The 13,983-nt window shown below is 38.6% G+C and carries 17 protein-coding genes; 8 read left to right on the plus strand and 9 right to left on the minus strand.

Translation table 11 applies throughout. The annotated features are described in order from the left end of the window. Window positions 1-804 carry a hypothetical protein gene (locus CYP28_RS10670; RefSeq protein WP_258034138.1) on the plus strand — a complete coding sequence of 268 codons (804 nt, stop codon included), beginning with the start codon at window positions 1-3 and terminating at the stop codon, window positions 802-804. A 19-nt stretch (window positions 805-823) separates the two neighbouring features. Then, complete coding sequence (locus CYP28_RS10675) at window positions 824-1,717, plus strand: M3 family metallopeptidase (RefSeq protein ID WP_258034139.1); 894 nt, start codon at window positions 824-826, stop codon at window positions 1,715-1,717. A gap of 9 nt (window positions 1,718-1,726) precedes the next feature. Here CYP28_RS10675 and CYP28_RS07295 read toward each other — a convergent pair whose 3' ends face one another. The 9 genes from CYP28_RS07295 to CYP28_RS07335 form a co-directional block, all read right to left on the minus strand. Next, window positions 1,727-2,149 (minus strand): Sua5 YciO YrdC YwlC family protein, encoded by a 423-nt coding sequence (locus CYP28_RS07295; RefSeq protein WP_103593681.1) that lies wholly within the window; start codon window positions 2,147-2,149, stop codon window positions 1,727-1,729. Next, window positions 2,146-3,033 carry a DMT family transporter gene (locus CYP28_RS07300; protein ID WP_103593682.1) on the minus strand — a complete coding sequence of 296 codons (888 nt, stop codon included), beginning with the start codon at window positions 3,031-3,033 and terminating at the stop codon, window positions 2,146-2,148. The genes CYP28_RS07295 and CYP28_RS07300 overlap by 4 nt, the downstream gene beginning before the upstream one ends. A gap of 5 nt (window positions 3,034-3,038) precedes the next feature. Beyond that, complete coding sequence (locus CYP28_RS07305) at window positions 3,039-3,716, minus strand: DUF799 domain-containing protein (RefSeq protein ID WP_103593683.1); 678 nt, start codon at window positions 3,714-3,716, stop codon at window positions 3,039-3,041. After that, the gene (locus CYP28_RS07310) at window positions 3,706-4,110 is read right to left on the minus strand and encodes a DUF4810 domain-containing protein (protein WP_103593684.1); all 405 of its coding nucleotides are present in this window, start codon (window positions 4,108-4,110) and stop codon (window positions 3,706-3,708) included. Before CYP28_RS07310 ends, CYP28_RS07305 begins: the two co-directional genes overlap by 11 nt. Continuing rightward, window positions 4,095-4,763, minus strand: a complete 669-nt coding sequence (locus tag CYP28_RS07315; protein ID WP_103593685.1) for a CsgG/HfaB family protein — start codon at window positions 4,761-4,763, stop codon at window positions 4,095-4,097. The genes CYP28_RS07310 and CYP28_RS07315 overlap by 16 nt, the downstream gene beginning before the upstream one ends. Window positions 4,764-4,810: 47 nt before the next feature. After that, window positions 4,811-6,169, minus strand: coding sequence for an MATE family efflux transporter (locus CYP28_RS07320; RefSeq protein ID WP_103593686.1), 1,359 nt, complete (start codon window positions 6,167-6,169; stop codon window positions 4,811-4,813). Window positions 6,170-6,247: 78 nt separating this feature from the next. Then, on the minus strand, window positions 6,248-7,579 hold the full coding sequence (locus CYP28_RS07325) for an acetyl-CoA carboxylase biotin carboxylase subunit (protein WP_054197187.1): 1,332 nt from the start codon (window positions 7,577-7,579) through the stop codon (window positions 6,248-6,250). Then, window positions 7,579-8,025 (minus strand): acetyl-CoA carboxylase biotin carboxyl carrier protein, encoded by a 447-nt coding sequence (gene accB, locus CYP28_RS07330; protein ID WP_021091650.1) that lies wholly within the window; start codon window positions 8,023-8,025, stop codon window positions 7,579-7,581. The genes CYP28_RS07325 and accB overlap by 1 nt, the downstream gene beginning before the upstream one ends. A 109-nt stretch (window positions 8,026-8,134) precedes the next feature. Beyond that, window positions 8,135-8,977, minus strand: a complete 843-nt coding sequence (locus CYP28_RS07335) for a DUF3737 family protein (protein ID WP_103593687.1) — start codon at window positions 8,975-8,977, stop codon at window positions 8,135-8,137. A gap of 123 nt (window positions 8,978-9,100) precedes the next feature. Between CYP28_RS07335 and dcd the strand changes: the two genes are divergently transcribed. The 6 genes from dcd to pseH all read left to right on the plus strand — a co-directional run bounded on the left by dcd (window position 9,101) and on the right by pseH (window position 13,983). After that, window positions 9,101-9,661, plus strand: a complete 561-nt coding sequence (gene dcd / locus CYP28_RS07340) for a dCTP deaminase (protein ID WP_002939953.1) — start codon at window positions 9,101-9,103, stop codon at window positions 9,659-9,661. A gap of 217 nt (window positions 9,662-9,878) precedes the next feature. Further along, complete coding sequence (pseB, locus tag CYP28_RS07345) at window positions 9,879-10,874, plus strand: UDP-N-acetylglucosamine 4,6-dehydratase (inverting) (protein WP_103593688.1); 996 nt, start codon at window positions 9,879-9,881, stop codon at window positions 10,872-10,874. Next, window positions 10,871-11,983, plus strand: coding sequence for a UDP-4-amino-4,6-dideoxy-N-acetyl-beta-L-altrosamine transaminase (gene pseC, locus CYP28_RS07350; RefSeq protein WP_103593689.1), 1,113 nt, complete (start codon window positions 10,871-10,873; stop codon window positions 11,981-11,983). The genes pseB and pseC overlap by 4 nt, the downstream gene beginning before the upstream one ends. 3 nt (window positions 11,984-11,986) lie before the next feature. Continuing rightward, the gene (gene pseF / locus CYP28_RS07355) at window positions 11,987-12,667 is read left to right on the plus strand and encodes a pseudaminic acid cytidylyltransferase (RefSeq protein WP_103593690.1); all 681 of its coding nucleotides are present in this window, start codon (window positions 11,987-11,989) and stop codon (window positions 12,665-12,667) included. After that, window positions 12,668-13,540 (plus strand): UDP-2,4-diacetamido-2,4,6-trideoxy-beta-L-altropyranose hydrolase, encoded by an 873-nt coding sequence (pseG, locus tag CYP28_RS07360; RefSeq protein WP_103593691.1) that lies wholly within the window; start codon window positions 12,668-12,670, stop codon window positions 13,538-13,540. It begins immediately after the preceding gene. Next, window positions 13,525-13,983 (plus strand): UDP-4-amino-4,6-dideoxy-N-acetyl-beta-L-altrosamine N-acetyltransferase, encoded by a 459-nt coding sequence (gene pseH / locus CYP28_RS07365; RefSeq protein ID WP_103593692.1) that lies wholly within the window; start codon window positions 13,525-13,527, stop codon window positions 13,981-13,983. The genes pseG and pseH overlap by 16 nt, the downstream gene beginning before the upstream one ends.

Consider the following 13,983-nt stretch of genomic DNA (forward strand, 5'->3'; position numbering starts at 1 on the left):
ATGAGATGGAGCTTTGATGATTCTTATGTAGATTTTGATAACGAAATTTTTACCTCATCGTTTGAAAATCTAAAAGCACAAAATGAAAATTTGGTTAAATTTTTAAACAATAGCGAGCTTACCAAAGCTATCATCTCATACGAAGAAGCATATAAAGAAGCAACCAGCCTACTCGCATTTTGTCGTTGCAAAAGTAGTGATAATACAAAAGATGAGCTAGCTAGTAAATTTGAGCTAAAAATAAAAGAGCAAAAAGCTAAACTTGATACGGCAAAGGAGCTACTTTTTGATAAATTTGATAGCCTAAAAAGTGATGATAAAATTTTTCAAAGCGCTCAATTTAAACATATAAAATTTCTATATTTAGAGCATAAAAATAGTAAGAGTAAAATACGAAAAAAGAGTGAAAGAGATTTTTTTGCAAATTTAGCGCTCACAAATTTTTTCCCACTTTTTACAAATTTTAGACATCTAAATAATTTAATAAATATCTCTACTACCAATAAAAATACAAAAACACAAAGCTATAATCTTGCAAAATGTATGGGTATATTAAAAGGATCAGATGATGAAATTTTACGCAAAAATGTGTTTGATGCTCTGAGTTCTCACTATGATAAATTTGCCGATCTTTATCTTGATATCTTAAATATGCTTCATGGATTTAGACTGGCTAAATTTAAGGCAGCAAAAGTTGATTTTTTAACTCCAAGCCTTGAAGAAAATAAAATGAGCCTTGACACTTTAAACGCCATGCAAGAAGCCATTAGAAAAAATAAGAGAATGCGTAAGAGTAAGAGCTAGCTTTTTAGGTGGCAAAAGTATGAGAAGTTGCGATCTTTTGGCACCTTATCCACTTAGCAAGCATAGTGAAATTTCTCATGACGATGCTATTAAAATCATCAAAAAAGCATTAAAGCCACTGGGCGAAGATAGTTTTATCGAGCTTATGATAGACAAACACTGGATAGAAAGCGATGTACGAGAAAATAAAGCTGGCGGAGCATTTTTTGTGAGTTTGCCAAAATTTAAGCAACCAAGAATTTTTACCACATACATGAATACTCTTTCGCACTTAATCCAGCAAGCTCATGAGCTCGGGCATGCTTGGCACTACTACTTGATGCGTGATCTTCCGGTTTTAAGCGCAAATTTTCCAATGAGCTTAGCCGAGAGCGCGAGTACATTTAATGAGACTCTTTTACGAAATGAGCTAAAAAAAGATGACTCACTTAGGGTAGAAATTTTATGGCAGGAGCTAAAAAGCGCTGCAAATTTTTTACTTCATATAAGCGTTAGATACGAGTTTGAGACTGGTTTTATAAAGCTGCGACAAAAAGGTCAAGTCAGCAAAAAAGATGCAAACGATCTTTTAAAACAAGCTTGGAATAAATTTTATAAAGACAGTACGAGCGATGTTGAAGAATTTTTGCCATATTTTAAGCCACATTTTTATAAAACAGATAATTATATCTACAACTATCCTTATAGTGTCGGCTATCTACTATCACAATTTTTTCTAAGTGAGTTTAAAAAAGATGAAGCAAATTTTTGCAAAATTTATAAACAATTTTTAATAGAGTGTGGCACAAAAAGCGTGGAAGAGCTAATGAAAAAACACTTTAAAAAAGATACGACAAAGTGCGAATTTTGGCTGATTGGCATAAATGAAGCGCTAAAAAATTTAGATGAGTTTAAAAAGGTAGTGGCTGTATAAATTTACTAGTTATCTTAAACGTTTTATTTTTTTTCGAGAAATTTTATAAATTTTTGATGGAGTATCTTCAAAAAAATGATCATCTACTATTTCATCAGCCACGCTCATAGCCCAAGCTTCGTTAAAATTTTGTCCATTTTTGTTTGCACTGCTTGAATAAAGCCAGTCAAATTTAGCTAAAAATTTTTCGTGCTCGCACTCTTTTACGACTCTAATAGCCTTTAAATTTGGATACAAAAATGTGGCTTTTCTTGAATGGCGTATAAAATTTTTATACTTTTTTGGCACTCTAACAAGCTCATTTAAAACGCTAAATTTCGCTGTCGTGATAAGGCAAGGTTTATTCTCATCACGCATTTTGGCTCTATTTATCTCTTTATAATCTTTACTCAAAAAGCCAGCTGTCGTATCGGTTTGTGCTAGAAATATCATAATTTTTCTCTTTTTGATAGTAAAAATATACAAGAGATTATTAGAGCAAATCCTAAAAAATCCCAAAATACAAATTTTGTCCCAAGCCAAAAGTAGCCAAAAAATGCTGCACTTAGTGGTTCTATGCAGGCTAATAAACTAGCTTTTGCTGCGCCTATGAGCTTAACACCTATCATATAAAAGCTAAATGCAAAAATGGTGCCAAGCGTAATAACAGCAATAAATGCCAGCCATTGATTTATACCATTAAGCCCAGCAAATTCCCAAACTCTCATATAGCAAGCAAGCACTACTCCACCCATAACCATGCCCCAACCAAGTGTGAGAGTGACTGAATATCTAGCATTTAGTCTTGCTGGAGCAAGATTATAAACACAAACGCAAACAGCGCTCACCAAACACCAAAACAAGGCCTTTGGTGAAATGACAAGAGATGAAATTTGAGCATGTGTGCTTAGGAAAAATACGCCAAGCATAGCTAAAAATAGAGCTAAAATTTCAAGTTTTCTTGGGGCGCGTTTTTCTTTTATACAAATGACCATTAAAATTAAAGCAGGAGCAGTGTATTGAATAACAGTCGCAACTGCGGCATTTGAAAGCTCGATGGAGTAAAAATAAGCGTACTGCGTCATCATAAGCCCAAGCAGGGCATAGACTAAAAACTCGCCAAGTAGCTTTATATCTTTAATCGGAGCAAAAACGGCACTTGGTTCTTTAAAAGCATAAAAAATCACAATAACAATGCCAGCTAGTATCAGTCTATATGGCACCAAAAAATCAGAACTTATACCAAGTGAAAATAGATACTGCCCACAAACCCCGCTAAATCCCCAAAGGATACCGCCAACTAAAGTAAGGAGTATCCCAAGACGATGAGTATTCATTAAATTTATCTATCTTTATGAAGCTGTGCATCTTTGCCATAATACGGCGAATATGGTCCATAAAGTATGCAGTTATGGCAATCTCTTGAAAATAAATAAGCATCTGCCATCACTGCTAGATCATATGATCTATCTGAGATGGTATTTGCCACCTGTGAGATGACGGCTGAGACTAACATGCCAAGTAGGCTGCTTTGGCCACTACTGCTATCTTCTGCTGCTATGGCACTGCCTTGCCAAAGAGTAGCGCCACTTTTTATATCGATAAGCTTTGCTTCAAGAATGACCTTTGTAGAGCTTGAGATGACTGCATAGCTCGTACCATAGTCTTTTATATTTATGTAAAGCACACTATCGGCATGGAAAATTTTATCAAGCTTATTTAGTGACACGGCTGCGATCTCGCTTGGCTCGGTTATACCATTTAGCTTAAAGGTATCATTTACAAGAGCCACTGGAAATACATAGTATCCTGCTTCACTTAGTGGTGCGACTGCATTTGCTAAAACAGCAGCTGGACCTGAAATTTCTGTGCTATCGTTTGTTGGCATAAGCACTAAGATAGAGTGAGGTCTTTTTTGTAAAAATTCTGAGTAGTCGTATGGCTCAGGCTCTTTTATAGAGCAACCCGTAAAAAATACTACCAAAAATATAGCGGCTATAAATTTCAGGCTATTTTTCATTATTTGCCCCCTCTTTTTGCTCTACTTTTTTTGGAGATAAATTTTTAGAGCCTTTGATGAAATTTATATACTCCCTTGACTCTGGAAAATTTTGCACTTCTTTGTCAAAATTTACATTTGCGGCGCCTAAATTTCCATTATTTAGATACAAAAGTCCAAGGTGTGCATATACGCCAGGAGCGATCTTGTAGCCCTTTTGTGTTGAGATCTGCACCAGATTTTCTAAGCGTGAAATTTGCTCGTTTGTATCGCCCTCTTCATTTAGATAACTATATAGTGAGCTACTATATGATCCATCCCAATAATAAAGTGATCTTGGACCACTTGAGTGGCCGCAACCCGCTAAAAATAGCGCAAAAAGCGCAAAGCTGGCAAGCTTTATTTTACTTGCCATGCTCCACTTTCTATGCCATTTACTAGATTATTTACCGCTTCAATAATAGCTAGACTTAAAACCTTGCCATTTAGCGTAGAGTCGTATCCTGCTGTGCCACCAAAGCCGATGATTTCTCTGTTTGAAAGGGTGTATTCGCCAGCGCCGCTAACTGAATAGACAACCTCAGCCGTTTTGGTATCAACGATATTTAAATTTACCTTTGAATAGGCAGTTTGTTGCTTGCCTTTGCCAAGTATGCCAAATAGCTGATGATCACCCGTAGTTTTTCGTCCAAACTCGGTCACATCACCAGTTATCACGTATCTTGCGCCTTTTAGATTTTGAGCAGTTTTACTTAGCTCGCTCTCTTGTTTGATCACTTTCATATTTGATCTATCAAGCACCAAAAATCTGCCACTTTGCTGTAAATTTGTGATCAAAATACTTTGAGCTTGGTTGCCAAGCCTATCCTCGCCATCAGCAAATACACCATTTTGGTAAGCTGATTGATTATTAAATCGACCTATCGAAACTGAAATTTTTTGGCCATTGTAAACTGTGCCGTAGCTTGCTACTTTTGGAGTCTCAACAACCCTTGAGCTCTCACTCGCACATCCAGCAAAAAGAGCTGCCGTAAGCAAAACTGCACCAAATTTAAATACATTTTTCATTTTTTATCCTTTGCGACAAAATCGCTTGTATATTACTAAATTTCTTTTTAAATAGCTTTAAATTTCATCCATGTGCCTTTTAAGTATCTAATCGTAAAAAGCACCGATTTTACAGCCCAGTCAGCAAACATTGCAAACCAAGTACCTATCATGCCAAGATCAAATGTAAGCGCAAAAATATAGGCCAAGATGACTCTACAAGCAAACATACAAACTAAATTTACAATCATTGGATATTTAGCATCCCCAGCTGCTCGAAAAACGGTCGGATATGTATAGGCAAGTGGCCAAACAAGGCACATCGCGATGCCGTGATACCAGACGATCTGCCTTGTTAAATTTATGGCTTCGCTTGAGAGATTATAAACAAGAAGCAATGGCTCAAGTAAAAGCAAAATTACTGCTGTGCTAAAAAGCTGGACAATATAGATGCTTATCATCGACTTTCTTACGTAAAATTTAGCCTGAGCAAAGTCGTTTGCACCAACGCACCTTGAGATAATTACACTAAGTCCTGTGCCTATCGCCATGCCAGGGAGCACTTGAAACATCACGATCGTCCCTCCCACGGCATTTGCAGCGATACTTGCTGTGCCAAAGAGTGAAACAAGGCTCAAAACGATGATGCGACCCACATAAAACATCGAATTTTCAAAGCCATAAGGCACACCGATATTTAAAATTTTCTTTATGATCTCATAGTCAAATTTATAGATAAAGCTCTTTCTTATGTGAAGTTTTAGCCTTATATCAAGAAGCAAATAGACTATGACAAAGCAAGCAAGCATCTTGGCTATAAGCGTACTGATGGCAATACCTAAAATACCAGTATGAAATGTATAAATACTAATGGCAGTGAGCAATACGTTTAATAAATTTGCAGCCGCCATAATATACATAGGTAGCTTCGCGTTTGACATTGTGCGAAAGATCGCAGCTGCTGCTGCATAGACAGCCAAAAATGGCGCGGAAATAGCTGAGAAAACAAGATAGTGACTGGCATCATGCCTCACTTGCTCTCCAATATCGCCAAAGACATAATCTAGGATAATATCTTTTAGAACTATGATGACCACTGCGATAAAAAGGGCAAAGATAAAACTAAACCAAACGAGCTGATTTGCTGTGATTTTGGCATTGCCACTTTGTTTATTACCAAGATACTGGCTAGCAACCACTGAGCCGCCAGTAGCGATAGCTGTAAATATGCTAATAAATAGCGCCATGACAAATTCCACAAGACTAATCGCACTTACAGCGCTTTCACTAACACTTGCTGCCATTAGAGAATTTGCAAGCCCTAAACTATACTCTAAAAACTGTTCAACCGCAATAGGGAAAAATAGCTTTGCAAGATCAGCATTTGAGAAAATTTTTGTATTTTGATCTTTGATTTTGTTTACCATGCTTCCCCTAAGATAAACTTAAAAAATTTTAATAGATTTAAGCCAAGATCTGCTTTTTGCAAATCCTGACTTAAAATTTTAGTGTCTTGAAAGATAATTTGTATCGTAGTTATTACTTAAAAAGTCTTTGTTTTCCATCATAGCGATGTGAAAATCTTTTGTTGTTTTTATGCCATTTATTATGAGCTGATCAAGAGCTACTTTCATCTTATGGATCGCCCTATTTCTATCGGTATCCCAAACCACAAGTTTGCCGATCATACTATCGTAATACGGTGGTATAGAGTAGTCTTGATAGATATGGCTATCCATTCTCACGTTGCGGCCGCCTGGGCAGACATATTTTGTGATCTTACCAGGACACGGCGTAAATGTATTTGGATCTTCAGCTGTTATCCTACACTCGATCGCATGACCTTTTAGCTCAATGCTCTCTTGTGATGGTAGTGCCTCGCCTTCAGCCACTTTTATCATAAGCTCGATGATATCAAGTCCGCTTACCATTTCGCTCACTGTGTGCTCAACTTGAAGTCTTGTATTCATCTCAATGAAATAAAAGTCTAAATTTTTATCAACCAAAAACTCAAACGTACCAGCTCCCTCGTAGCCAATCGCTTTTGCCGCTTTTATGGCAGTTTCGTGAAGTCTCTCTCTTGTCTTTTCGTCAAGCAGAATAGCTGGACTCTCTTCGATCAGCTTTTGGTGGCGACGCTGCATAGAGCAGTCACGCTCACCTATATGAAGTACATTGCCATGGCTATCGCCAATTACTTGAACTTCGATGTGGCGTGGGTTTAGGATATATTTTTCCATATACATTGTGCCATCACCAAATGCGCTCATAGCTTCGCTTTCAGCCGACCAAAATGCCTTTTCTAAATCCTCTTCACGTTCAACCACGCGCATGCCACGTCCACCACCACCTGCAGCAGCTTTTAATATGACTGGATAGCCTATCTTTTTAGCTAGCTCTTTTGCAGCTTTTGTGTCAGCCACAGCGCCGTCTGAGCCAGGGATGACTGGCACGCCAGCTCTTTGCATGACTTGTTTTGCCTTACTTTTATCACTCATCAAAGCCATCGCAGCGACACTTGGTCCTATAAATTTGATCTTGTGATGTGAGCAAATTTCAACAAAATTTTGATTTTCACTTAAAAAGCCATATCCGGGGAAAATAGCGTCTGCTTCGCTGATCTCAGCCGCACTTATAATAGCTGGGATGTTTAGATAGCTATCACTTGAGCGCTCTTTACCGATGCAAATGGCCACGTCGGCATATTTTACGTAAAGTGCGTCTTTATCAGCGGTTGAATAGACTACAACGGCTTCTTTACCCATCTCCTTTATCGTTCGCAAAGCACGAAGAGCGATCTCACCGCGGTTTGCGATTAAAATTCTTTTTAATTCCATTAATTTTTCTCCACGCCAAATAACGGCAATCCAAACTCAACTGGCTGCCCGTCAGAGACTAGCATCTCAGTGATCTGGCAGTCAAACTCAGCCTCGATCTCATTCATTATCTTCATAGCCTCGATGATACCTACTACATCGCCTTTTCTTACTCTTTGGCCTACTTTTACAAATGGAGCAGCGCCTGGGCTTGGAGCAGCATAGAAAGTACCTACCATAGGAGATTTTATGCTATCTTTTGGCGAGTTTGTGGCTGGTTTTACCTCTGAATTAACGACTACATTTACAGGTGCTGGAGCTGGTGCTTGTGCTGCTGGTTTAGCAGGCGCGCAATAATCTGAAAATTTTTCAAGCTCTACCTCAAAATCACCACTTTTTATTTTGATATGATTCATCTCCATATCATTAAAAAATTCGATAAGCTCTTTTATATCTTCTTTTTTCATAGAAAATTCTCCTAAATTTTTATATAAGCGTCTAATTGTAGCGAAAATTAGATAAAAAATTTTTTTATGAAGCAAAAACGAGAACTCAAAGTTACTCTTTTTTTCTAAGTTATTTTTCAGTAACAATTATCTTAATACCTTTAGTATCAACTAAATTTTCATCGATAATGATCTCATCTATCTTTGCTGCCCTTATCACGCCACTTTTTGGATTTTTTATGCTTTTTATCACTCCGCTTGTGCTCACATCGACACTTGAGTACTCAAACGCAAGACTCGTATCCATAAAAATGCAATCTTTTACGACCAAATTTTCTACATAGCAAAGGGCTTGCAAGCTCTTTATCGTGCAGTTTATAAGCGTCACATTTTTTGAGTTCCAAGCTAGATATTCGCCTGAGATGAGGCAATTTTGTGCGGTCACGTTTTCGCAGTTCCAAAAGGCGTCTTTTGAGATGAGCTTTGAGTTTGTGATGCGAAGATTCTTGCAGCCATCAAAGCAGTAGTTGCCGTCTAAGCTTAGCCCATCAACCTCCAAATTTTCGCTATTTGCCCCAAAGTAATCCCCTTTTGCAAAGACGTTTTTTATCTTCACGTCCGCACATCCCCAAAGTGTCTCGGCAGCGTCTGAGAAATTTACATTTTCAAGTGAAATTTGCGAGCTTTTTCTAAAGCTTTTTGGCGCATTTATGACCACATCTTTGAAGCTTAAATTTGTGCTGTACCACATGCCAGCCCTTGCTATAGGCTCCAAGTATCCGCCATTTAGCGTGATGTCGCTTGCGTACCAAAGTGGATATTTGTAGGCAAAAACGCACCCATTTAGCTTTAAATTTGAGCTGTGTTTTAGCGGTGACTCACCATCTTCAAAGATGCAGTTAGTAAAATTTATCCCTTTTGCCCCAAACATCGCGCGCTCGCCAGTGAAAATTTCAGCCTTTCTTTCTTGCATTTTTGTCCTTTATTAAATTTTTCTTTTAAAATTATACTGATTTTCTCAAAATTTATTACAAAGTGCCATTAAATTTACTTTAAAGACGCAAAGCGTTATAATCGCCCCAAAAAAGGAGCAAAAATGGGTTTAAAATCAGACTCTTGGATAAGGAAAATGTCGGTCGAAAAGAAGATGATCGTGCCATTTGCCGAGGAGCAAGTGGGGCGTGGCGTCGTTAGCTACGGAGTTTCTAGCTATGGCTACGATATCCGCGTGGGCGATGAGTTTAAAATTTTCACAAACATCGGCGGAACCGTCGTTGATCCAAAGAATTTTGATGAGAAAAATGTGGTTGATTTTAAGGGCGATGTCTGCATAGTGCCGCCAAATTCTTTTGCTTTGGCGCGCACGATCGAGTACTTTAACATGCCTGATAACGTACTAGCGATCTGTCTTGGCAAGAGCACATACGCAAGATGCGGTATCATCGTAAATGTGACGCCTTTTGAGCCTGGATTTAAGGGGCATATCACGATAGAGATCTCAAACACGACACCACTTCCTGCAAAAATTTATGCAAACGAGGGCATCGCACAGGTGCTATTTATCGAGGGCGATGAGCCTTGCGAGGTGACTTATGCTGATAAAAACGGCAAATACCAAGCCCAAGAAGGCATCACGCTGCCAAGAATTTTGAAGTAGTTTTTATGCCTTTGCGACCTTGCAAAGGCTAAATTTAAACGCTGCTTTTACAATTTCCTCTAAACATTAATTAAAATTTGACGAAATAGAATCTAGAAAGATAAAAAAATTTTTAATAAATTTTAAAATTTTGGCATAGCTTTTGCTTAAATTTTTATAAAATACAATTTAGATTTAGCTATTTATACCCCAAAAATAGTTAGTAAAGGGCGCAATAATGTTTAATGATAAATCAATACTAATCACCGGCGGAACAGGAAGTTTTGGTAAAAAATACACCGAAATTTTGTTAAAAAAATACAAGCCAAAAAGGCTAGTTATCTACTCACGCGATGAGCTAAAACAATACGAAATGGCACAAGTCTTTAAAGACAAGGCGATGCGTTTTTTTATAGGCGATGTGAGGGACTATAAGCGCTTAAGAACCGCGATGAATGGCATAGACTACGTCATCCACGCAGCTGCGATGAAACACGTGCCAATCGCAGAATATAACCCAATGGAGTGCATCAAAACAAACATTGACGGCGCTCAAAACGTCATCGACGCCTCTTTGGAGTGTGGCGTTAGCAAGGTAATCGCTCTCTCAACTGACAAGGCGTGCAACCCTGTAAATTTATACGGAGCCACAAAGCTAGCAAGCGATAAGCTCTTTGTTGCTGCAAATAACATTGTTGGGGACAAAAAGACAAGATTTAGCGTCGTAAGATATGGAAACGTCGTTGGCTCTCGTGGCTCAGTAGTGCCACTATTTAAAAAACTGATCGCGCAAGGCGAAAAAGAGCTTCCTATCACACATGAGAAGATGACAAGATTTTGGATCACGCTTGAGCAAGGTGTAAATTTCGTCCTTAAAAACTTTGAGAGGATGAAAGGTGGCGAAATTTTCATACCAAAGATCCCGTCAATGACGATGATGGATCTTGCAAAAGCCCTTGCACCAGAGCTTGGCGTAAAGATCATAGGCATTCGCCCAGGTGAGAAGATGCATGAGATGATGATCTCAAGAGATGATGCGCATCTTACATATGAATTTGATGATTACTACGTTATTAGTCCGTCTATTCAGTTTTTAACAGCCCAAAACTTCTCGACAAATGCTCTTCATCAAAAGGGCAAACCAGTGAGCGAGGACTTTGAATATAGCTCAAATACAAATAAAATTTGGCTCGATAGAGCAGGTCTTCTTGAGATGATAGGAGATGCTAAATGATCCCTTACAGCCGTCAGCAGATCACAGAAGAGGACATAAAGGCAGTCACTGATGCCTTAAAAGATGACATCTTAACAGGTGGCCAAAAGGTTAGTCAATTTGAAGAGGAGCTAGCAAAGTATGTTGGCGTAAAGCACGTAGTTGTCATGAACTCAGCCACTTCGGCTCTGCACGTAGCTTATCTTAGCCTGGGTGTAAAGAGTGGTGATGAAATGATTACAACGCCTATCACCTTTGCAGCTACTGCAAATGCGGCTTTAATGGCAGAAGCGCAGGTTAAATTTTGCGATGTGAAGATGGATGGCAACATTGACGAAGAGAAAATTCCAGCTCTTATCACACCAAAAACAAAGGTGATAACCGTGGTTGATTACGGTGGTAATCCAGTGGAGCTAGATAGGATCATAAATTTAGCCAAAAAACATGGCATAAAAGTGATAGATGATGCCTCTCACGCCCTTGGTAGCGTGCAAAACGGCGTAAAAGTGGGCGTTAAGGCTGATATTAGCATATTTAGCTTTCACCCAGTAAAGCCTATCACCACGCTTGAAGGCGGCGCGCTTGCTACAAACGACGATGAGCTCGCAAGACTTGCAAGACTTTATAGAAGCCACGGCATCGCTAAAACAAAGCTTTGGGATAGCGACATGAGCCTGCTTGGATACAACTACAGGATCACAGACGTGGCCTGCGCTTTGGGGCTTAGCCAGCTAAAAAGGCTGGACGGCTTTATCGCCAAAAGAAATGAGATAGCTAAATTTTATGATGAGAAATTTAGCGGGTGTGAATATTTTAAAACCATAAAAATCCCAGCAAATACAACTAGCTCAAGGCACCTATATCCAGTGCTTTTGGATGAGAAATTTTGGGATAAAAAAGAGCAAATTTTTGAAGCACTCTTGCAAAAGGGCGTTGGTGTGCAGGTGCATTACAAGCCAACATATAAATTTAGCTTTTATAAAGCGCTTCTTGGTGAAATTTCACTGCCAAATGCGGAGAAATTTTATAGCGCCGAGCTTAGCATCCCATGCCATCACGGCATGAGCGTAGATGATGCTAAATTTGTAGCTAGCACGCTATTTGATGTGCTAAAAAGCTTTAGCGAGTAAAAAATGATCTGCATCATCCCAGCAAGAGGTGGCAGCAAGAGGATACCTGGCAAAAACATAAAAGACTTTTTAGGCAAGCCCTTAATCGCATATAGCATTGAGGCCGCGCTAAATTCTAAAGTTTTTAGCGAAGTGATCGTAAGCACCGATGATGAAATGATCGCAAATGTGGCTAGAGAATTTGGAGCTAGCGTGCCATTTTTTAGAGATGCGAGCCTAAGCGATGACTACGCAACAAGCACTGACGTGATAAAAGACGCGATAGGGCGCGTAAATTCTGGCTTTAGTGATGTCTGCTGCCTTTATGCCACAGCACCGCTTATAAGGGCTGAAATTTTAAAAGAGGCTGCAGGAGAGTTTAAAAAGCAGGAGTGTAAATTTTTATTTTCAGCGACTGCGTTCGATTTTCCTATACAAAGGGCGATAAAACTTGATGAAAACGCTAGAGTTAGCATGTTTTATCCGCAGTTTGAAAATACACGCTCGCAAGATCTTGAGCCTACGTTTCATGACGCTGGGGCATTTTATTTTGGTAAAAAAGAGGCTTGGCTGGAGTGCAGTGCCTTGTTTGCGCCACACTCAAAGGCATATTTGCTGCCAAGAAATTTAGTCTGTGACATCGATACGCTAGAGGATTTTGAGTTTGCTAAGAAGCTTTATTTGATAAATAATGGAAAGATTTGATTGAAAGAATTTAAAGGACTCTCCCTGCTAAAAACGCTCGTGCGCGCTGATAGTAGCAGTAAGATAGGGCATGGGCACATCAGGCGAGACCTTTTGCTTGCTAAAAAATTTAATGACATCTCATTTGCATCTTTGAGGCTAGATGGTGACATTTTTGATGAGATAAACTACCCTAAATTTAGCCTAAGAAGTGGCGAGATAGATGAGCTTTGCGAGCTTATAAAAGATAATAAATTTGAGCTTCTTATCATCGACCACTACGGCTTTAGCTTTGAAGACGAAAGAGCTATAAAAGAAAAAACCGGCGTTAAAATTTTATCATTTGATGATACTTACGAAAAACATTTTGCAGACTACATTTTAAACGTAAATTTATATGCGCAAAAGGCAAGATATGAGAGGCTTGTAGAAAAAGGTTGTGAGGTATTTTGCCGAAGTGAGTTTTTGCTAGTTAGAGATGAGTTTTATGAAGAAGCGCAGGTAAAAAGGGAGAAAATTTACGACTACGCTATCATTCTTGGAGGTACTGATATCTCAGGGCTAAGTGCAAAAATTTCAGAAAAACTTCTTCTTAAAAACCAAAAAACAGCTGTCATAACAACTAGTGGAAATAAAAATTTGAGCGCACTAAAAGAGCTATCTAATAAAAACGAAAATTTCAGCCTTTTTGTAGATGGTAAAAGCGTGGCAAAGCTAATGAATGAAGCCAGAATGCTCATCATAACAGCAAGCTCGCTCGTAAATGAAGCTTACGTTTTGGGAGCTAAATTTAAAGCCATTTGCGTAGCGGATAATCAAAAAGAGATCTTTGCTTGGCTAAAAGAAAATGGATATGAAGCTTACTGGGGAGATGAGATTTGCTTGAGCTTATAAATTTTACCTCGCTTAATGACGAGCAAAAGCTGATGGTCTTAAAGTGGCGAAACGATGAGTGTATAGCTAAATTTATGAAAAATAAAAGCGTTGGCAAAGAGGAGCATTTTGCTTTTTTAGAGAGATTAAAGAGCATTCAAGATAAGATCTACTTTTTAGTAAAAGACGAGGGTGAATTTATCGGAGTGGTGAGCTTCGTTGATATAACGAAAGAGAGTTGCGAATTTGGCGTTTATAAAAACCCAGAGCTAAAAGGAGTGGGTAAAAAGCTGCTTGATCTCATAAAAGACTACGCTTTTTTTACATTAAAAGTTGGCTCGCTAAAGGCAAAAGCTTATAATAACAACAAAAAAGCGCTCGCACTTTATGAAAATTTTGGCTTTAGGATCTACGCAAAAGATGATGAATTTAGCTATCTTGAGCTAAAAAATAAAACGGACTAG

It is taken from the genome of Campylobacter concisus (assembly GCF_002914195.1).
In the GTDB taxonomy this organism is placed as follows: Bacteria; Campylobacterota; Campylobacteria; order Campylobacterales; family Campylobacteraceae; genus Campylobacter_A; species Campylobacter_A concisus_M.